This is a genomic window from Neptuniibacter sp. QD72_48 (assembly GCF_047778065.1).
GTDB lineage: Bacteria > Pseudomonadota > Gammaproteobacteria > Pseudomonadales > Balneatricaceae > Neptuniibacter.
Genome location: NZ_CP180547.1, coordinates 3,028,163 through 3,045,276, shown reverse-complemented (window position 1 = coordinate 3,045,276; position 17,114 = coordinate 3,028,163). Strand labels below are relative to the sequence as shown.

General features: G+C 44.6%; 20 protein-coding genes. 19 read left to right on the top strand and 1 reads right to left on the bottom strand.

Annotated elements, in window-relative coordinates; translation table 11 throughout:
- Positions 1-85 precede the first annotated feature (85 nt).
- Genes ACMXYX_RS13835 through ACMXYX_RS13825 form a run of 3 tightly spaced genes read left to right on the top strand, consistent with a single transcriptional unit; the run spans position 86 to position 2,849 of the window.
- On the top strand, positions 86-283 hold the full coding sequence (locus ACMXYX_RS13835) for a DUF2065 domain-containing protein (protein ID WP_415882228.1): 198 nt from the start codon (positions 86-88) through the stop codon (positions 281-283).
- Between the two features lie 51 nt (positions 284-334).
- The gene (locus ACMXYX_RS13830) at positions 335-1,510 is read left to right on the top strand and encodes an ATP phosphoribosyltransferase regulatory subunit (RefSeq protein ID WP_415896868.1); all 1,176 of its coding nucleotides are present in this window, start codon (positions 335-337) and stop codon (positions 1,508-1,510) included.
- A gap of 43 nt (positions 1,511-1,553) precedes the next feature.
- Positions 1,554-2,849, top strand: a complete 1,296-nt coding sequence (locus ACMXYX_RS13825) for an adenylosuccinate synthase (RefSeq protein ID WP_415882226.1) — start codon at positions 1,554-1,556, stop codon at positions 2,847-2,849.
- Positions 2,850-2,940: 91 nt separating this feature from the next.
- Here the strand turns inward: ACMXYX_RS13825 and ACMXYX_RS13820 are convergent, their stop codons facing one another.
- Positions 2,941-3,753, bottom strand: a complete 813-nt coding sequence (locus ACMXYX_RS13820) for an inositol monophosphatase family protein (protein WP_415896867.1) — start codon at positions 3,751-3,753, stop codon at positions 2,941-2,943.
- Between the two features lie 141 nt (positions 3,754-3,894).
- Here ACMXYX_RS13820 and trmJ point away from each other — a divergent pair, with 141 nt between their 5' ends.
- The 16 genes from trmJ to bamB all read left to right on the top strand — a co-directional run bounded on the left by trmJ (position 3,895) and on the right by bamB (position 17,048).
- Complete coding sequence (gene trmJ / locus ACMXYX_RS13815) at positions 3,895-4,641, top strand: tRNA (cytosine(32)/uridine(32)-2'-O)-methyltransferase TrmJ (RefSeq protein ID WP_415898256.1); 747 nt, start codon at positions 3,895-3,897, stop codon at positions 4,639-4,641.
- A 151-nt stretch (positions 4,642-4,792) separates the two neighbouring features.
- Positions 4,793-5,290, top strand: coding sequence for a Fe-S cluster assembly transcriptional regulator IscR (gene iscR, locus ACMXYX_RS13810; RefSeq protein ID WP_415882224.1), 498 nt, complete (start codon positions 4,793-4,795; stop codon positions 5,288-5,290).
- 19 nt (positions 5,291-5,309) lie between these two features.
- Positions 5,310-6,524, top strand: a complete 1,215-nt coding sequence (locus ACMXYX_RS13805; RefSeq protein WP_415882223.1) for an IscS subfamily cysteine desulfurase — start codon at positions 5,310-5,312, stop codon at positions 6,522-6,524.
- A gap of 29 nt (positions 6,525-6,553) precedes the next feature.
- Positions 6,554-6,937 (top strand): Fe-S cluster assembly scaffold IscU, encoded by a 384-nt coding sequence (iscU, locus tag ACMXYX_RS13800; protein WP_415882222.1) that lies wholly within the window; start codon positions 6,554-6,556, stop codon positions 6,935-6,937.
- A 34-nt stretch (positions 6,938-6,971) separates the two neighbouring features.
- Positions 6,972-7,298, top strand: a complete 327-nt coding sequence (iscA, locus tag ACMXYX_RS13795; RefSeq protein ID WP_415882221.1) for an iron-sulfur cluster assembly protein IscA — start codon at positions 6,972-6,974, stop codon at positions 7,296-7,298.
- Positions 7,299-7,315: 17 nt separating this feature from the next.
- Positions 7,316-7,843 (top strand): Fe-S protein assembly co-chaperone HscB, encoded by a 528-nt coding sequence (hscB, locus tag ACMXYX_RS13790; RefSeq protein ID WP_415896866.1) that lies wholly within the window; start codon positions 7,316-7,318, stop codon positions 7,841-7,843.
- Positions 7,844-7,852: 9 nt separating this feature from the next.
- Positions 7,853-9,730: a Fe-S protein assembly chaperone HscA gene (hscA, locus tag ACMXYX_RS13785; protein ID WP_415882219.1), complete on the top strand. Its 1,878-nt coding sequence runs from the start codon at positions 7,853-7,855 to the stop codon at positions 9,728-9,730.
- Positions 9,730-10,068, top strand: coding sequence for an ISC system 2Fe-2S type ferredoxin (gene fdx, locus ACMXYX_RS13780; protein ID WP_415882218.1), 339 nt, complete (start codon positions 9,730-9,732; stop codon positions 10,066-10,068). Before hscA ends, fdx begins: the two co-directional genes overlap by 1 nt.
- A 10-nt stretch (positions 10,069-10,078) precedes the next feature.
- Entirely contained in the window at positions 10,079-10,279 is a 201-nt protein-coding gene (iscX, locus tag ACMXYX_RS13775) for a Fe-S cluster assembly protein IscX (RefSeq protein ID WP_415882217.1), read from the top strand.
- Positions 10,280-10,520: 241 nt separating this feature from the next.
- Positions 10,521-10,928, top strand: coding sequence for a nucleoside-diphosphate kinase (gene ndk, locus ACMXYX_RS13770; RefSeq protein ID WP_067869919.1), 408 nt, complete (start codon positions 10,521-10,523; stop codon positions 10,926-10,928).
- A 78-nt stretch (positions 10,929-11,006) separates the two neighbouring features.
- Positions 11,007-12,140, top strand: a complete 1,134-nt coding sequence (gene rlmN, locus ACMXYX_RS13765) for a 23S rRNA (adenine(2503)-C(2))-methyltransferase RlmN (protein WP_415896864.1) — start codon at positions 11,007-11,009, stop codon at positions 12,138-12,140.
- A 12-nt stretch (positions 12,141-12,152) separates the two neighbouring features.
- A complete protein-coding gene (pilW, locus tag ACMXYX_RS13760) occupies positions 12,153-12,920 on the top strand; it encodes a type IV pilus biogenesis/stability protein PilW (RefSeq protein WP_415906110.1) in 768 nt (255 codons plus the stop codon).
- Positions 12,917-13,900 carry a RodZ domain-containing protein gene (locus ACMXYX_RS13755; protein ID WP_415896863.1) on the top strand — a complete coding sequence of 328 codons (984 nt, stop codon included), beginning with the start codon at positions 12,917-12,919 and terminating at the stop codon, positions 13,898-13,900. Before pilW ends, ACMXYX_RS13755 begins: the two co-directional genes overlap by 4 nt.
- 47 nt (positions 13,901-13,947) lie before the next feature.
- Positions 13,948-15,183 (top strand): histidine--tRNA ligase, encoded by a 1,236-nt coding sequence (gene hisS, locus ACMXYX_RS13750; RefSeq protein WP_415898254.1) that lies wholly within the window; start codon positions 13,948-13,950, stop codon positions 15,181-15,183.
- A 53-nt stretch (positions 15,184-15,236) separates the two neighbouring features.
- Entirely contained in the window at positions 15,237-15,896 is a 660-nt protein-coding gene (locus tag ACMXYX_RS13745) for a YfgM family protein (protein ID WP_415896862.1), read from the top strand.
- The gene (gene bamB / locus ACMXYX_RS13740) at positions 15,897-17,048 is read left to right on the top strand and encodes an outer membrane protein assembly factor BamB (RefSeq protein WP_415906109.1); all 1,152 of its coding nucleotides are present in this window, start codon (positions 15,897-15,899) and stop codon (positions 17,046-17,048) included.
- Positions 17,049-17,114: the final 66 nt, after the last annotated feature.

Genomic DNA, 17,114 nt, shown 5'->3' with positions numbered 1-17,114 from the left:
TTCCTCTGATTCCGTGGTAGAATAGCAAAACCGGGTTAAAGCCCGGTTTTTTTGTGGCAATTGGATTGTATAGGCTGAAGTAAGCATGTCATCCGAACTACTGCATTCACTCGCTGTTGGTTTTTGCTTGATGCTGATTTTGGAAGGGGTTATTCCTTTTCTTTATCCGCAGCGCTGGCGTAATTTGGTTCAGCAGCTTTCGTTGATCAGTGATCGGTCACTACGCCTTATAGGCTTGGTAAGTATGCTGTTGGGTCTGGTTGCACTTTATATAGTGAATTAAAGCCGAGTCGTTATAGATCGGCGTGTTGTTTTATAAGATACGGAGTACCACATGGCATTGGCAGATCGTTGGCTGCTACCGGAAGGTGTACAAGAATTACTTCCACCGCAGGCTCGTCGCGTTGAAGTTTTGCGCAGACGTTTATTGGATCTGTATGAGCATTGGGGCTATGAGCAGGTTATGCCTCCTGTAATGGAGCATTTAGAATCTTTGCTTACAGGTGTAGGTCATGATCTTGATCTGAATACTGTAAAAGTAACTGATCAAATTAGTGGTCATACCCTAGGCTTCCGAGCTGATATTACACCTCAGGTTGCACGTATTGATGCGCATCGTCTGCGTGAATCTGGTGCTACACGTCTATGTTATTGTGGTTCAGTTGTGCATGCGTTGCCAACTCAGCCGCTAGCTTCTCGTAACCCGCTGCAGTTGGGTGCTGAACTCTATGGTCACTCAGGTATTGAGAGTGATGTAGAAGTGATCTCTCTGATGGTTGAAACTATGCATTCAGCGGGAGTTGATCGTGATCTTAGTATCGATCTAGGCCATGTTGGTGTGTTTTCTGGTTTGATGGAGATGATCGAATTATCTGCTGACGACAAAGAGCAGTATCTAGATATTCTTCAGCGTAAGGCACTACCAGAACTTCAATTGTTTGTAGAGCAGCTAGATCTAGACGATACAAGTAAATCTTTCTTGGCAGCGTTGCCATCACTGAACGGTGGTAGCGATGTTTTAGCTCGAGCGCGTGAGCTGTTCGCGACTGCGCCAGCGCAAGTGCTTGAAGCTATCGAATATTTGCAGCAGTTAGCAGAGCGTATTGCTTTGCGTTTCCCGCAGTTAGACCAGTATTTTGATCTGAGTGAATTGCGTGGATACAACTACCATACAGGTGTGGTATTTGCTGCTTATACGCCTGAATTTGGTCAGGCTATCGCAAAAGGTGGTCGCTACGATGAGATCGGTCGAGATTTCGGTCGTGCGCGTCCAGCTACGGGCTTTAGTGCTGATCTTAAAACGTTGGTTGAGCTTTCTTCTGTTGTTCTTGATGAAAAGCAGATCGTTTTAGCGCCAGCGGAAGAGAGCGCAGAACTATTGGCTAAAGTAAGTCAGCTGCGTTCTGAAGGTGTAAAAGTTATCTATGCGTTACCGGGCGCTGAACCGGCAAAAGAGTGTACTGCTGAGCTAGTACAACGTGATGGAGAATGGGTCGTTAGCGGCCTGTGATCAGTAAAAATTTTTATTCTTAAGTAATCTCAAGTAGGCAACAATGGGCAAAAACGTAGTTGTTCTGGGTACCCAGTGGGGTGATGAAGGTAAAGGCAAGATCGTAGATCTGCTTACGGATCAGGCTTCTGCAGTGGCGCGCTTTCAGGGCGGTCATAATGCGGGTCACACGCTGGTTATTGATGGCGAAAAAACAGTTTTGCACCTGATTCCTTCAGGTATTTTGCGCGACAATGTCGTGTGCATGATTGGTAACGGTGTAGTGCTTTCTCCAGAAGCATTGCTGAAAGAGATTAAAGGTTTGGAAGAGGCGGATGTGCCAGTACGCGAACGTTTGCGTTTGAGCCCTTCTTGCCCACTTATCTTGCCATACCATATTGCTATGGACCAAGCGCGTGAAGTTGCGCGTGGTAAAGCTAAAATTGGTACTACAGGCCGTGGTATCGGTCCTGCTTATGAAGATAAAGTGGCTCGCCGCGGTCTTCGTTTGGCTGATCTTCTAGATAAAGAGCGCTTTGCAGAAAAACTGAAAGAAGTTATCGAATACTATAACTTCCAGTTGGTTGAGTATTACAAGGTTGATGCTGTTGATTACCAAACAGTTCTAGACGAAGCATTGGCTATGGGTGAAGAACTTGCGCCAATGGTTGCTGATGTGACTTCAATGCTTCATGACCTGCGTAAGCAGGGCAAGAACATCATGTTTGAAGGCGCTCAGGGTTCATTGCTAGATATCGACCACGGTACTTATCCTTACGTAACTTCTTCAAACACAACTGCCGGTGGTACATCTACAGGTAGTGGTTTTGGTCCTCTGTACCTAGATTACATTCTGGGTATCACTAAAGCGTATACAACGCGTGTAGGTGGTGGTCCTTTTCCAACAGAACTTCATTGTGAAGTGGGCGAAGGTTTGGCTGAGCGTGGTCATGAGTTCGGTTCTACTACAGGTCGTGCGCGTCGTTGTGGTTGGTTTGACGCTGTTGCAGTTAAGCATGCTATCCAGATCAACTCTATCTCAGGCTTGTGCCTAACTAAGCTAGACGTACTTGATGGTATGGAAGAGATTCGTATCTGTGTAGGTTATAAAGACTCTGCAGGTAATGTGGTTGATTCTTTAAGCGGTAGCGAAGACTACGAAGCAGTAACGCCAGTATACGAGACTATGTCTGGTTGGGCTGGCTCTACTGTTGGTGCTAAGTCTATGGATGAGCTGCCTGCTGAAGCGGTAGCGTACATCAAGCGTTTAGAAGAGTTAGTTGAAGCGCCTGTGGATATTATCTCTACTGGTCCAGATCGTATCGAGACTATCGTATTGCGTAACCCTTACGAAGCGTAAGGATTGTGCTAATAAAAAAACCGGCTGATGCCGGTTTTTTTTGTGCGTAAAAGGCCATCCCATGGATGGCTTTTTAGTATATCTTTTTCGCTTATTTTAACTCTTCAGTTAAAGAAGATTGTAGGCCCTTTAAGATGGCTTTAAACATCTTAGGGTTGCCAGCAATTAAGCTGCCGCTCTGGCGGAAATCGTTTCCACCCATAAAGTCACCTACAAGGCCGCCTGCTTCTTGTACTAATAATAGGCCAGCTTCCATTTCCCAAGGGTTAAGGCCGATTTGGTAGAAGCCATCAATGCGACCAGCTGCTGTGTATGCAAGGTTTAATGCTGGAGAGCCACCGTTATAGATAGTGCCGCCAGTCAGTGTCATATCGCGGAAAATGTTTAGGTAAGCTTCTAGGTGTGCTTTATCGCTTGGGCGATTGAAGAAGCCTGTGCCAATCAAGGATCCTTCAACCGTTTTGTGATTGCTAACGCGTAGGCGTTTGCCGTTTAACTGTGCGCCATCACCGCGGCTTGCAGTGAACTCTTCGCCAGTAATTGGATTCAGGATTAGAGCGTGCTCTGTACGGCCGTTTTGTTGGCCTGCCATGCTAATTGCGAAAACCGGCAAGCCATTGGAGAAGTTGGAGATGCTGTCGATTGGGTTGATCGTCCAGCAGAATTCAGGTCCTTCGCTTAAAGGTGCGTGATCGCCTGTGTATTCGCCCACGATTTTGTGATTTGGATAAGCTTTTTGGATTGTGTGAACAATACTTAGCTCTGCTTTTTGGCATGTGTCGCTAAGAAGCTTAGCTACATCAGATTGTTCGGATTTAACCAAATCCAGGCGCTCTACAGCGCGGACGATCTGCTCGCCTGCAACGCGTGCTGCGCGCAGTGCAATATTAACCATGGGTTGCATTTGTTAGGAACCTGAAGAATATTCGGGAAAATTAAAAAAAGTATTATACCTGAGGATAGGGGATGCTGTGAATAAGTGGCTCAATTGTTTGTAGCTCTGTTAGAATACGCGCCTTCATTTATTGTGGTGGTGGCAAGATCTATGTCTGCAAATATTCGCATTGTTCTCGTTAATACAACTCATCCAGGCAACATTGGTGGTGTGGCGAGGGCTATGAAAAATATGGCTTTGGGGGAGTTGCATCTCGTAGCGCCTAAAAAGTTTCCTCATGTGAATGCGGATGCAAGAGCGGCAGGAGCTACTGATCTACTAGAGGCTGCTGTTATTCATGACACGCTTGAAGAGGCGATTGCAGATTGCCAAGTTGTTGTTGGGACAAGTGCTAGGGGGCGTCATATTCCTTGGCCGGTGGTTGATCCGCGAGAGTTGGCCGCAATTGTTCAGCCAATTGCAACGGATAAAAAGATTGCGATTGTTTTTGGTCGAGAAGATCGTGGACTAACAAATGAGGAGCTTCATCTTTGTCAATACCATGTGCATATACCTTCAAACCCTGATTTTAGTTCATTGAATCTTGCTGCAGCTGTTCAGGTTGTTACTTATGAGTTACGTATGGCTTCAATTTACGCTCAGGAGAATGAGCAGCATAAGCCTCAATGGGGAACAGATTGGGATATTGAGCTTGCTGATAGTAGTGATCTTGAGCGTTTGTTCAAGCATTTGGAGGAGACTTTGGTCGATATTGATTTTCTAGATCCAGAAAATCCGCGTCAATTAATGCCAAGGCTTCGCAGGCTATATCTACGGGCTATGCCGGATAAAGTAGAAGTTAACGTATTGAGAGGGATTTTGACGGCTACCCAAAAGAATTCTAATGCTAAAGATTGACCCTTAAGCGTTCGGTTGTGAATATTTCGTGTTAGAATTCGCGCGATAAAGAATATAAAGACCTACAATAATAGTAGGGTATTTAGTTGACCTTTTTAGTCGGGTATTGCATAATGCCGCGCAAATGCTATTGCGCGTGAAGGCGGGAATTATGCGATTAACAACTAAAGGGCGATATGCCGTTACAGCAATGCTGGATCTGGCTCTTCATGAAGGTAAAGGGCCGATTAGTTTGGCTGATATCTCTGAAAGACAGGGCATTTCATTGTCATACCTAGAACAGCTTTTTGCTAAGCTGCGTCGCAACGAACTAGTTCGTAGTGTTCGTGGGCCAGGTGGTGGTTATCAACTAAATCGTGAGCAAGCAGGCATCAACGTTGCACAAGTGATTGATGCTGTGAATGAATCAGTAGATGCAACTGGATGTAATCGCCAGGGTGACTGTCAGGGCGGAGAAACGTGCCTTACTCATCACCTTTGGTGCGACTTGAGCGACCAAATTCACGCTTTCTTAAGTGGAATTACGTTGGCTGACCTAGTTGTAAGAAAAGATGTTCAGGTTGCATCTGAGCGTCAGGACCGAATCCAGATGGACCAGGTTTTGATTGGCGCGGAGAACTTGAACTGCAGTGAAAAAGCGATCGTTTAAACTCGCTTGGAGAGAATGAATGAAAACACCGATTTATCTGGATTATTCTGCAACTACCCCAGTTGATCCTAGGGTTGCTGAAAAGATGACTGAATGCCTTACAATGGATGGCAACTTTGGTAATCCAGCTTCACGCTCACATCTCTTCGGCTGGAAAGCGGAAGAAGCAGTTGAATCTGCTCGCCGTCAGGTCGCTGATCTTATCAATGCTGATCCGCGTGAGATTGTTTGGACTTCAGGTGCGACCGAGTCAAACAATTTGGCAATTAAAGGTGCTGCACATTTCTATCAGAAGAAAGGCAAACACATCATTACGTCCAAAATTGAGCATAAGGCCGTTTTGGATACTTGCCGTCAATTAGAGCGCGAAGGTTTCGAAATTACTTACCTAACGCCAAACTCTGATGGTTTAATTGAGCCGCAAGCAGTAGCTGAAGCGATTCGTGAAGATACTATCGTTATCTCGCTAATGCATGTTAACAACGAAGTAGGCACGATCACTGATATCGAAGCGATTGGTGAGCTTACTCGTTCTAAAGGCATTATATTCCACGTTGATGCTGCTCAGAGTGCGGGCAAGATTGAGATTGATTTAGGTAAAGCTAAGGTTGATCTGTTATCTATCTCTGCACACAAGATGTACGGTCCTAAGGGTGTTGGAGCTCTATTTGTTCGCCGTAAGCCTCGTGTGCGCCTAGAAGCTCAAATTCATGGTGGAGGCCATGAGCGTGGTATGCGTTCGGGTACTCTACCAACTCACCAGATTGTCGGTATGGGTGAGGCCGCTCGTATTTGTAAAGAAGAACTGGCGAAAGACACAGCGCATATTATCGCTTTGCGTGATCGCTTCTTGGCAGGTATGGGTGAAATGGAAGAGGTTTACCTAAATGGTTCTAAAGAGCAGCGTGTTCCAGGTAACCTGAATATCAGTTTTGCTTTTGTAGAAGGTGAATCTTTATTGATGTCGCTGAAAGATCTGGCGGTATCATCTGGTTCGGCTTGTACATCTGCTAGCTTAGAGCCTTCTTATGTACTACGTGCATTAGGTTTGAATGATGAGCTAGCACACAGTTCAATTCGTTTCTCCTTTGGTCGTTTTACTACTGAAGAAGAAGTGGATTATGCGGCTGCTCAAATTCAAGATGCAGTTAGCAAATTGCGTGAGCTCTCACCTCTGTGGGATATGTTTAAAGACGGTGTCGATCTGAGCAAGGTTGAGTGGGTACATCACTGATCTGGCACTAAGACTATTTGGAGGTCGTCATGGCTTATAGTGAGAAAGTAATTGATCATTACGAGAACCCTCGTAATGTCGGCAAAATGAATGATAACGATGGTAACGTTGGTACAGGCATGGTTGGAGCGCCTGCTTGTGGTGACGTTATGCGTCTACAGATTAAAGTAAGTGATGAGGGCATTATTGAAGATGCTAAATTCAAAACTTACGGTTGCGGTTCTGCAATTGCATCAAGCTCGCTAGTAACTGAGTGGGTCAAAGGCATGTCTCTTGAAGAGGCGGCTGAGCTTAAAAATACTGCTATCGCTGAAGAACTAGCGCTACCACCAGTGAAAATTCACTGTTCAGTATTGGCTGAAGATGCAATCAAAGCTGCTGTTGCAGACTACAAAGAAAAACAAGACAAATAAGACTCGACTTATTTGTTGGGAGAGCTAGACGTTTATGGCAATTACCATGACTGATGCTGCAGCAGATCATGTTGCGCGCTACCTAGAGAAACGTGGTCACGGCGAAGGTATTCGCTTGGGTGTGCGTACTTCAGGTTGTTCCGGTATGGCTTATGTTCTTGAATTTGTTGATGAAGTAAATTCTGAAGATGAAATTTTCAAGGGCCCGCAAGACGTTAAGATTGTGATAGACCCAAAGAGTCTATTGTATCTTGATGGTACTGAGCTGGATTTTGTTAAAGAGGGGCTTAATGAAGGGTTTAAGTTTAATAACCCTAATGTCTCTAGCGAATGTGGTTGCGGCGAAAGCTTTAACGTCTAATTCTTCTTGGCAGAACGATGGATATCAATAAGAATTATTTTGATTTTATCGGCCTGCCGATATCATTTCATGTAGATCAGGCAGTCTTGTCTGATCTATCCCGTGAACTGCAAAAAACACTTCACCCAGATCGCTATGCGCACAAATCTGAGCGCGAACAACGCTTGGCTGTTCAGTATATGGCGCATCTAAATGAAGTAGTTGCTACATTGCGCTCACCTTTGCTACGTGCTCAATATCTGCTGTCATTACAGGGCATTGATACAATTAGTGAGTCCTCTACTGCTATTGATCCCATGTTTTTGATGCAGCAGATGGAGCTTCGAGAGCAGCTGGAAGAGATTCCAGATCAGGACGATCCATTTGATGAGCTTGAGTCTCTGCAGGACGATGTGACTGGATCGTTGGAACAGTTACGGGAACAGTTTGCACAGTGTTATCAGTCAGAACAGTTAGATACTGCTGCTGTCATTGTGCGCAAAATGCAATTTTTAGAAAAACTGATAGTCGAGATTGAGCGTCTTGAAGATCGGTTGGATGGCTGACGTAAATATATGGCGCTATTACAGATAGCAGAACCGGGGCAGAGTGAAGCTCCACATCAGCATAAGTTGGCAGTAGGTATTGATTTAGGTACGACCAACTCCCTAGTGGCATCGGTTAAGAGTGGTGAAGCGGTAACTTTGCCTGATCTTGATGGCGAACACTTATTGCCTTCCGTTGTGCGTTATCTGCCTTGTGGTAACTCTCAGGTAGGTCGAGAGGCTCGATCGCATGCATCCGAAGATCCATACAATACGATTATTTCAGCAAAGCGTCTTATGGGGCGTGGAGTTGCTGATGTTAAAGCGCTAGGTGATGAGGCTCCTTATCACTTTGAGGCTGAAGATGGCGGTATGCCATACATTCGCACGGCTGCAGGTAATAAGAGTCCGGTTCAGGTTTCAGCAGATATCCTAAGTAGTTTGGTTGAACGTGCTGAAGAAGCGCTTGGTGGCGAGTTGGTTGGTGCGGTTATTACTGTGCCAGCGTACTTTGATGATGCTCAGCGCCAAGCTACCAAAGATGCAGCTAAAATTGCCAATATCAAAGTCCTTCGTTTACTTAATGAGCCGACTGCAGCTGCAGTTGCTTATGGTTTAGATGACGGTAAAGAGGGTGTTATTGCTGTCTATGACCTAGGCGGTGGCACTTTTGATATCTCAATTTTGCGCCTGAATAAAGGTGTTTTCGAAGTATTGTCTACTGGCGGTGATAGTGCTTTAGGTGGTGATGATCTTGATTTGGCATTGGCGCAATGGTTTGCCGAGCAGCTTCAGCTTGAGCAGATAGATAGTCATGCGTCTCGTTATCTGACAGAGAAAGCTAAAGAAACCAAAGAGCTTCTAACAGATAAGCCTCAAGTTAGCGTTGTGTTGGAGTTAGGGTCTGAGTGCCATGAGCTGGTTGTTACGCGCGAAGATTTTGATTCTCTGATCGAGTCATTAGTAAAACGTACAACTCGTGCTTGTCGCCGTGCTTTGAAAGATGCTGGTGTTTCAGCGGATGAAGTGCTTGAAGTTGTCATGGTGGGTGGTTCGACTCGTGTACCGCTAGTGCGTGAACAGGTTCAGAAATTCTTTGGACGTGAGCCTCATATCAATATCGATCCGGATCGTGTTGTGGCTATCGGTGCTTCAATTCAAGCTGATGTGCTAGCTGGTAATAAGCCAGATAGTGATATGTTGCTGCTGGATGTGATTCCGCTATCGTTGGGTCTTGAAACGATGGGTGGGCTAACTGAAAAAGTTATTCACAGGAATACTTCAATCCCAGTCGCGCGTGCGCAAGAATTCACTACTTACCAAGATGGTCAAACGGCTATGGCGATTCATGTTGTCCAAGGTGAGCGTGAATTAGTTCAAGATTGTCGCTCGCTTGCGCGTTTTGTCTTGCGAGGAATCCCTCCGATGGCGGCAGGTGCTGCTAAGATTCGCGTGACATTCCAGGTTGATGCTGATGGTTTGCTCGGTGTTGAAGCGAAGGAGTTAACCTCGGGTGTGGAAAGTAGTATTCAGGTAAAACCTTCTTATGGTCTAGGTGACAGTGAAATTGCCGAGATGCTTAAATCATCTTATCTCAATGCGGCGGAAGACAAAGATGCGCGTGCATTGAGAGAGCAGCAGGTGGAAGCGGATCGATTGATCGTATCTTTGAAGGATGCGCTAGCTGTGGATGGTGGCAAGTTACTGAGTGAAGATGAGCGATCTCAGTTACAAAATGAAATAGAAACTCTGGTAGAAATTCGCCAGGGTAGTGATGTAAGTGCGATTGAGCAGGGGATCTCTGCTTTATCAAAAGCATCTGATGAATATGCCGCACGCCGTATGGATTATAATATTCAACAGGCGCTGCAGGGGCATAGTGTTGATGAACTTGGGGAGAGTGAGTAATGCCGCAGATTATTTTTCTGCCACACGATGAGTTATGTCCAGAGGGTAAAGTGATCGAAGCTGAGCCAGGCGTAACGGTTTGCGATGCGGCGCTTGCGAATGGCATCCATATTGAGCATGCGTGTGAGAAATCATGCGCGTGTACTACCTGTCACGTTGTTGTGCGTGAAGGCTTTGATTCTATGGAAGAATCCGATGAGCTTGAAGATGATATGCTTGATAAGGCTTGGGGTTTAGAGCCTGAGTCACGTTTAAGCTGTCAGGCTGTAGTTGCTGAAGAAGATTTGGTTGTTGAAATTCCAAAATACACAATTAACCAAGTGTCAGAGCGACACTGAGGAGCTGGTTGTGAGTCTTAGATGGACAGATGTTCTAGATATCGCTATTGAGTTATCTGAAAAGTATCCAGATCAGGACCCAATGGTAATTAGCTTCCCGGATCTGTACCAGAAAGTTATGGATCTAGAAGAATTTGATGATGATCCAGATCGTTGTGGTGAGAAAATTCTGGAAGGAATTCAGATGGCTTGGATAGAGGAAATGGATTAATTTCATTTCGTGCTTTAAAACAAACCCGGCTTGCCGGGTTTGTTTGGTTATGGGCGCTAATATTAGCTACTGTCTTCTGTCATAAGAGTGGCGTATAATTGCGCGCTGATTTCGAGGGGCTAGCTAAAAGCCATTTTTCAGCTATCTAAGTTTATGCATGATTTATTGTTTAATTATGCTGAGGTATTGCTGTGCTGGTTTTTAGATATTTCTTTTTATTTTAATTTTGGGAGTTAAAACAATGGCTCTAGAACGTACGTTCTCTATCATCAAGCCTGATGCAGTTGCTAAAAATGTAATCGGTAAAATCGTTTCTCGTTTCGAGTCTAACGGTCTTAAAATCGTTGAAATGCAACTAAAACAGCTTTCTAAAGAAGAAGCTGAAGGTTTCTACGCTGAGCACAAAGAGCGTCCATTCTTCGGTGATCTAGTTGAATTCATGACTTCTGGTCCTGTAGTTGTTCAGGTTCTAGAAGGCGAAAATGCAATCGCTCTAAACCGTGAACTTATGGGTGCTACTAACCCACAAGAAGCAGCTGAAGGCACTATCCGTCGTGATTTTGCACAGTCTATCGACGCTAACGCTGTACACGGTTCTGACTCTCCAGCTTCTGCTGAGCGCGAAATCGCATACTTCTTCGGTAAGTAATTGCCGTTTGGGCTGTCTGTAATCTAGACTTTTTATGGGCAGCCTGCCTTTGTTACAAAATATGAGTACCTGTCATCCATGACTGAATCCACTAAAAAAGTTAATTTACTCGGTTTGTCCCCTACAAAGATGGAAGCTTTCTTTGAGGAAATCGGAGAGAAAAAATTCCGTGCAACCCAAGTGCTGAAATGGATTCATCAGCTAGGTGCTTCTGATTTTGAAGAGATGACAAATATCAGCAAATCTTTGCGCCAAAAATTGGCGGAGGTTGCTGAAATCCGTGAGCCTGAAGTCATCATGGAAAAGACTTCTAAAGATGGAACCCGTAAGTGGGTTATCCGCACGGATGGTGGTTCAAGTGTTGAGGCCGTACTGATACCTGATGGTGAGCGCAAAACTCTTTGTGTTTCCTCGCAAGTAGGCTGTTCTCTTGATTGCAGTTTCTGCTCCACCGGTAAGCAAGGTTTTAACAGCAACCTAACAGCGGCTGAGATTATTGGTCAGCTTAGGATTGCGATTCGCTCTTATGGCGATTACAACACGACCTCACAGCGCGTGGTGTCCAACGTTGTAATGATGGGTATGGGCGAGCCCTTGATGAATTTTGAAAATGTTGTCGATGCGATGACATTAATGATGGAAGACAATGCTTATTGTCTTTCTAAGCGTCGAGTAACTTTATCCACAGCAGGTGTTGTGCCGGCTATTGATAAGTTAAAAGATGTAACAGATGTGTCTTTGGCTGTTTCCCTGCATGCGCCAAATGATGATCTACGAGATATTTTGGTTCCGATTAACCGCCGTTATCCAATCAAAGAATTGGTGGCTGCGTGTAACCGATATCTTGAAAATTTAAATGATAAGCGTGTTATCACTGTTGAATATACTTTGATAAACGGTGTGAATGATAAGCCAGAGCACGCAAAGCAGTTATTAAAAATTCTGCGTAAGATGCCTTCTAAGCTGAACTTGATTCCATTTAATCCGTTCCCGAATTCTGGTTATGAGCGTCCATCGGAAGAAAGAATACTGGCATTTAAAGAAGTAATCGTTCATGGTGGAATTGTAACTACAGTACGACGTACGCGTGGTGATGAGATCGATGCAGCCTGCGGTCAGTTAGTGGGGCAAGTAGCAGATAAAACCAGACGCAGTCAAAAATACATTCCTGTTGTCCAAGAAGAACAGCAGGTGTCGCAAAATACGCAATAAGAGGGATAGCGCGTGAGAGGAATCAAACTGGTACTCGCTTTATTCATGGTGCTAGTCGTTGCAGGGTGTGCAACTAAAGGCTCCTCCCAAAATAGCGAAAAAAATCAGGCCCATGAGGCTTATTCTCGTTTAGGATTTCAGTATCTCCAATCAGGAGATACCGCAAATGCTAAAACCTCGTTTAAAAGGGCGATTGAAATCCAGTCAAACTATGCTGAGGCTCATAATGGCATAGCTTTAGCTTTCCAAATCGAAGGCGATGACGCTTTAGCTGAAAAGTATTTCCGTAGAGCAACCGCACTTGAGCCTTCCTCTGCAATGATGCACAATAATTTTGGTGCATTTTTGTTCGCAAAAGGGCGTTATGATGAAGCGTGTCAATCACTAGCACGGGCGACAGAAGATCCTTTTTATAATCGTCGCTCTCAAGCATTTGAGAATTTAGGTCGCTGCTATCGCCACCTGAATAGAGAAAGTGCTGCTAAGCATGCTTTTCAGCGTGCGCTTCAGGTAACTGCAAATAGACCGATATCTATGGTTGAATTATCTGAAATATTGCTTGCTGAAGGTAACTATTCAGAAGCAGATAAACAGTTTCAAAAGTTCTTAGCGCTTGTTGAAAGCCGCAGAGTTGAGCATTACGCTAAAAGCCTCTGGGTTGGTATTCGTTTAGCAAGACAAGAGCGGAACGCATCCAGAGCAGCTACATACGCTTTGATATTGAAAAATTTATTTCCTGAATCAAAAGAGTATCAGGAATATAAGGAGTCCACTCGTTGAGCACAGAACAGCAAGAATGTTTGCCTGAAGTATTGGCAGAAGAGTGGGGTGCGCGTTTAACTACAGCACGTGAAAATCTATCTTTAAGTATTGAACAAGTAGCGACAGATCTTAATTTGCCTGCACAGTATATTAGTCAGCTGGAAGCTTGTAGCTTAGAAGGTTTGCCTAGCCTTGTCTTTGCTAAAGGCTATATCCGCGCTTATGCGAAACTTCTCCACCTAGATGATGATCAACTCGTTACAGAATTTGAAACTATTCATGGTGAGGGTGGTAAAGGTCAAATTCGCCCAGTCAGCCGTGTTCGACAGCAGGTTGAAATGAATCACCCGGTGATGAGATTCTCAACTTGGATAATCGTAGCTGCATTAGTTGGATTAGTCGTTTGGTGGTGGCAGACTCAGCATGGTGGATCTTTAAGTTTAACTCTTACTGAAGAAGAGGCTGCACAAGTAGAGCCATTAGCTACAAAGACAGAAGATGCTGTGGTAGCTATAGACGGTGGGGTAGCACAACTAGTTTTACCGCCCTTAGATGATCAGCCTGTATCTGAATCACTAGAAGAGCAAGTGCTTGTTGGGAGTCAGTCCGAAGCTGAACCTGAATATCTTACTGATGCTGAGATAAAAAAATTGCAAACAGCTATTGAGCAAAATGAAGCTCAAACAGAAGAAGCTCGCACTGTATCTGAATCAGAGGTTAATTCGCCTCTAGATACTGCTGATCTGCGTGAAGTTAATTTTAGCGCCTCTTTTATCGCAGATTGTTGGGTGAAGATTAAAGATGCCAATGGTAAGACTCTGTTTAATAACATGCGTTATGAAGGGCAAAGTCTCAATGTGACAGGTAAGCCACCGTTGAATATTGAAATCGGGGCTGCTGATGCGGTTTCCAGTGTTAGTTATAACGGTAAAGCCCTGAATCTCGCCCCTTATACGCGTAAAAATATTGTCCGCTTGACCCTTCCGGTAGCAGAATAATTTGAATTAAGGTTTTCGTTTTGGCCAAGATTAAAGCCATTCGCGGGATGAATGACATCCTGCCTGAACAGACGCCAGTATGGCAGTATCTAGAAAAGACAGTTAAAGACGTTTTATCAGCATACGGATATAGTGAGATTCGTATGCCGGTTGTTGAACAGACCAATCTTTTTAAGCGCTCTATCGGTGAAGTTACTGATATCGTTGAGAAAGAGATGTACACCTTTGATGATCGTAATGGTGAGAGCTTGACCTTACGCCCAGAGGGAACTGCGAGTTGTGTTCGTGCAGCGGAAGAGCATGGTTTGCTATTCAACCAGATGCAGCGTTTTTGGTACCAAGGTCCGATGTTCCGTTATGAGCGTCCTCAGAAAGGTCGTTATCGTCAGTTCCATCAAATTGGTGTAGAGACTTTTGGTATGGCGTCGTCAGATATAGACGCTGAAGTTATCATGCTAAGTGCGCGTCTATGGAAACGCCTAGGTCTTCTCGATTCAGTAACGCTTCAGTTAAATTCTCTAGGTAGTAATCAGGCTAGAGCGGAATACAAAGCTGCACTTGTAGAATACTTAGAGGAGAGAAAGGATCAGTTAGATGAAGACAGTCTGCGTCGTCTTGATTCCAATCCTCTACGTATTCTAGACAGTAAAGATCAGAATACACAGGCGTTACTTGATGCAGCCCCAGTGCTGACTGATTATCTTGATGAAGAGTCGAAAACGCACTTTGCTGAATTAACTGCAATGTTAGATGAGGCAGGTATCGCCTATGAGATTAATCCCCGTTTAGTACGTGGTCTCGATTATTACTGCAAAACAGTTTTTGAGTGGGTGACTGAGAAATTAGGTGCTCAAGGAACAGTATGTGCAGGTGGTCGATATGATGGCCTGGTTAAACAGCTTGGTGGACGTCCAACGCCTGCAGTAGGTTTTGCAATGGGTGTTGAACGCCTGATTCTAATGTTGGAAACATTAGATCTGATTCCTGAGAGTGTGAAGCAGCCTTTTGACCTTTATGTGGCAGCTGAAGAGAAAGGTATTCAATCGCGAATCGTATTATTCGCAGATAAGTTACGTGATCAATTCCCAGGTCTAAGGGTCCGTATTCACTGCGGCGGTTTAAAAAATATCAGCCAAAAAGCACAGCAAACGGGTGCGCCTATTGTCCTGTTGCTTAAAGCAAACGATAATCAGCAGCTTTCTGGCACAATTTGGTATGATAAAGAGCCATCATTCGATCTTAATGAAGATCAAATTATCGATAAAATCAGCAGTGTAAGATAAGTCTGATTAGTAAAATTACGATCGTAAAAGTTTATTAGATACAGGAGTTAAAGGTGGCAGAGTTACGCACCGAAGAAGAGCAGGTCCAGGCACTTAAAAGCTGGTGGGATGAAAACGGCAAATCTCTGATTTTAGGTATTGCTGTAGCATTGGCTGCTGTATTGGGATGGAAAGGCTGGCAGGATCAACAAGCTGCCAAAGCTGAAAATGCATCTATCCTGTATCAAAACCTTCTAGAAGCAGTTGTAGGTGCGGTTGGGCCTCAACAAGATGAAGCGCAAATGGCGACCGCGACTCACTTAAGCCGGGAGCTAAAAGATGATTATGAAGGCACTGCATATGCTAATTATGCAGCGTTAATAATGGCCCGTGTTGCTGCAGATAATAACGAGTTACCTAAAGCGCTAGCAGAGTTGGAGTGGTTACTGCAAAACCAGCCAACGGAATCTATGTTTATTTTGGCCAACTTACGTAAAGCACGCATTCTTGCTGCTCAAGGTGAAGTAGATAAAGCACTGACGCTTATTGCTAGTGTACCAGTAGGTGGTTATAAAGTTGCAATTGAAGAGCTTAAAGGTGATCTATATTTGCAAAAGGGTGATGCAGATAAAGCTCGTACAGCCTACAAAGTTGCGGTTGCAGCAGCAGGTCAGGAAGGTACTCGACCAATTCTAGAAATGAAACTTAATGACTTGGCATCTGAGGATAGCTAAATGAAGAGCCTTGTTCGTGTAACAGCTGTAGGTTTGTTAGCTGCTGTTGTTAGTGGTTGCGGTTTCTGGGGGGATGATGGTGAAGAAGTTCAACCTACCCCGTTAGAGTCTTTTGAAGCAGAGAAAAAAGTATCGGTGCTTTGGTCGACTTCTGCCGGCTCTGGAATGAAGGGTAAGTTCCATCAGTTTAAACCAGCTGTCGATCATGACGCTATTTTTGCAGCCGATGCGGACGGCTCAGTTATGGCTTTCGACCTAGAGACAGGTAAAAAGCGCTGGATGGTTGAGTTAGATTTGCCAATTGTTGGTGGTGTTGGTGCTGGATACGGTAAAGTTGCTGTTACTACTGAAGAGGGCGAGTTGATTGTTCTTGCTGCAGACAATGGTAGTGAGCTTTGGCGTGGAAAGGTTAGTTCGGAAGCTACGTCTGCAACTCAGTTTAATGCTGAGCTGGCTGTAGTTCAGCTGATCAATGGCAAAATTGTGGCTTTTGAGGCGAGTACCGGTGACCAACGCTGGGTATATGATAGCCAAGTACCACGATTGACTCTTCGTGGTACCAGCACTCCAATCGTAGCTAGCGATGTAACTTTTGCTGGTTTAGCAAGTGGCAAGCTGGTTGCGTTGGATAATCAAAAAGGTATCCCTATTTGGGAAAACCGTGTCGCGCTTCCGCAAGGCCGTTCTGAATTAGAACGTATGGTTGATATTGATGGTCGCCCATTGCTTGTTGATGGCATGTTATACGTTACGAGTTATCAGGGACGTTTAGTAGCTATTAACCCATTTAGAGCTCAAGTTGTATGGGCGCAGGATGTATCCAGCTACCGTTCAATGGCTGAAGGCTTTGGTAATATCTACGTAAGTGAAGCTGATGATTCTGTACAAGCATTCGATAGAGGAAGTAGCGCTAGTGTATGGCGTCAAACCAAGCTTCAATATCGAAATATCACTGCACCTGTTTCTTTAGGTTCTGAAATAGCAGTGGCTGATCGTCAAGGTTACATCCACTTTCTATCACAGATTGACGGACGCTTTATTGCACGTCATAAACTAGACTCATCAGGTGTCTATGGTGATATGGTCGTGAAAGATGATGTTCTTTACGTGCTGACTAATGGTGGTCGATTAGCTGCCCTAAGTTTGCAGTAATTAGATTATAAATTTTCAGGCGGCTATTTGCTGAGCAGATAGCCGCCGTTTTTGTTTTTACCTGCA

What these genes read in the sequence shown, in the direction of transcription:
- ACMXYX_RS13835 (WP_415882228.1), top strand. Translation starts at nt 86, where the DNA reads ATGTCATCCGAACTACTGCATTCACTCGCTGTTGGTTTTTGCTTGATG.
- ACMXYX_RS13830 (WP_415896868.1), top strand. Translation starts at nt 335, where the DNA reads ATGGCATTGGCAGATCGTTGGCTGCTACCGGAAGGTGTACAAGAATTA.
- ACMXYX_RS13825 (WP_415882226.1), top strand. Translation starts at nt 1,554, where the DNA reads ATGGGCAAAAACGTAGTTGTTCTGGGTACCCAGTGGGGTGATGAAGGT.
- ACMXYX_RS13820 (WP_415896867.1), bottom strand. Translation starts at nt 3,753, where the DNA reads ATGCAACCCATGGTTAATATTGCACTGCGCGCAGCACGCGTTGCAGGC.
- trmJ (WP_415898256.1), top strand. Translation starts at nt 3,895, where the DNA reads ATGTCTGCAAATATTCGCATTGTTCTCGTTAATACAACTCATCCAGGC.
- iscR (WP_415882224.1), top strand. Translation starts at nt 4,793, where the DNA reads ATGCGATTAACAACTAAAGGGCGATATGCCGTTACAGCAATGCTGGAT.
- ACMXYX_RS13805 (WP_415882223.1), top strand. Translation starts at nt 5,310, where the DNA reads ATGAAAACACCGATTTATCTGGATTATTCTGCAACTACCCCAGTTGAT.
- iscU (WP_415882222.1), top strand. Translation starts at nt 6,554, where the DNA reads ATGGCTTATAGTGAGAAAGTAATTGATCATTACGAGAACCCTCGTAAT.
- iscA (WP_415882221.1), top strand. Translation starts at nt 6,972, where the DNA reads ATGGCAATTACCATGACTGATGCTGCAGCAGATCATGTTGCGCGCTAC.
- hscB (WP_415896866.1), top strand. Translation starts at nt 7,316, where the DNA reads ATGGATATCAATAAGAATTATTTTGATTTTATCGGCCTGCCGATATCA.
- hscA (WP_415882219.1), top strand. Translation starts at nt 7,853, where the DNA reads ATGGCGCTATTACAGATAGCAGAACCGGGGCAGAGTGAAGCTCCACAT.
- fdx (WP_415882218.1), top strand. Translation starts at nt 9,730, where the DNA reads ATGCCGCAGATTATTTTTCTGCCACACGATGAGTTATGTCCAGAGGGT.
- ndk (WP_067869919.1), top strand. Translation starts at nt 10,521, where the DNA reads ATGGCTCTAGAACGTACGTTCTCTATCATCAAGCCTGATGCAGTTGCT.
- rlmN (WP_415896864.1), top strand. Translation starts at nt 11,007, where the DNA reads ATGACTGAATCCACTAAAAAAGTTAATTTACTCGGTTTGTCCCCTACA.
- hisS (WP_415898254.1), top strand. Translation starts at nt 13,948, where the DNA reads ATGAATGACATCCTGCCTGAACAGACGCCAGTATGGCAGTATCTAGAA.
- bamB (WP_415906109.1), top strand. Translation starts at nt 15,897, where the DNA reads ATGAAGAGCCTTGTTCGTGTAACAGCTGTAGGTTTGTTAGCTGCTGTT.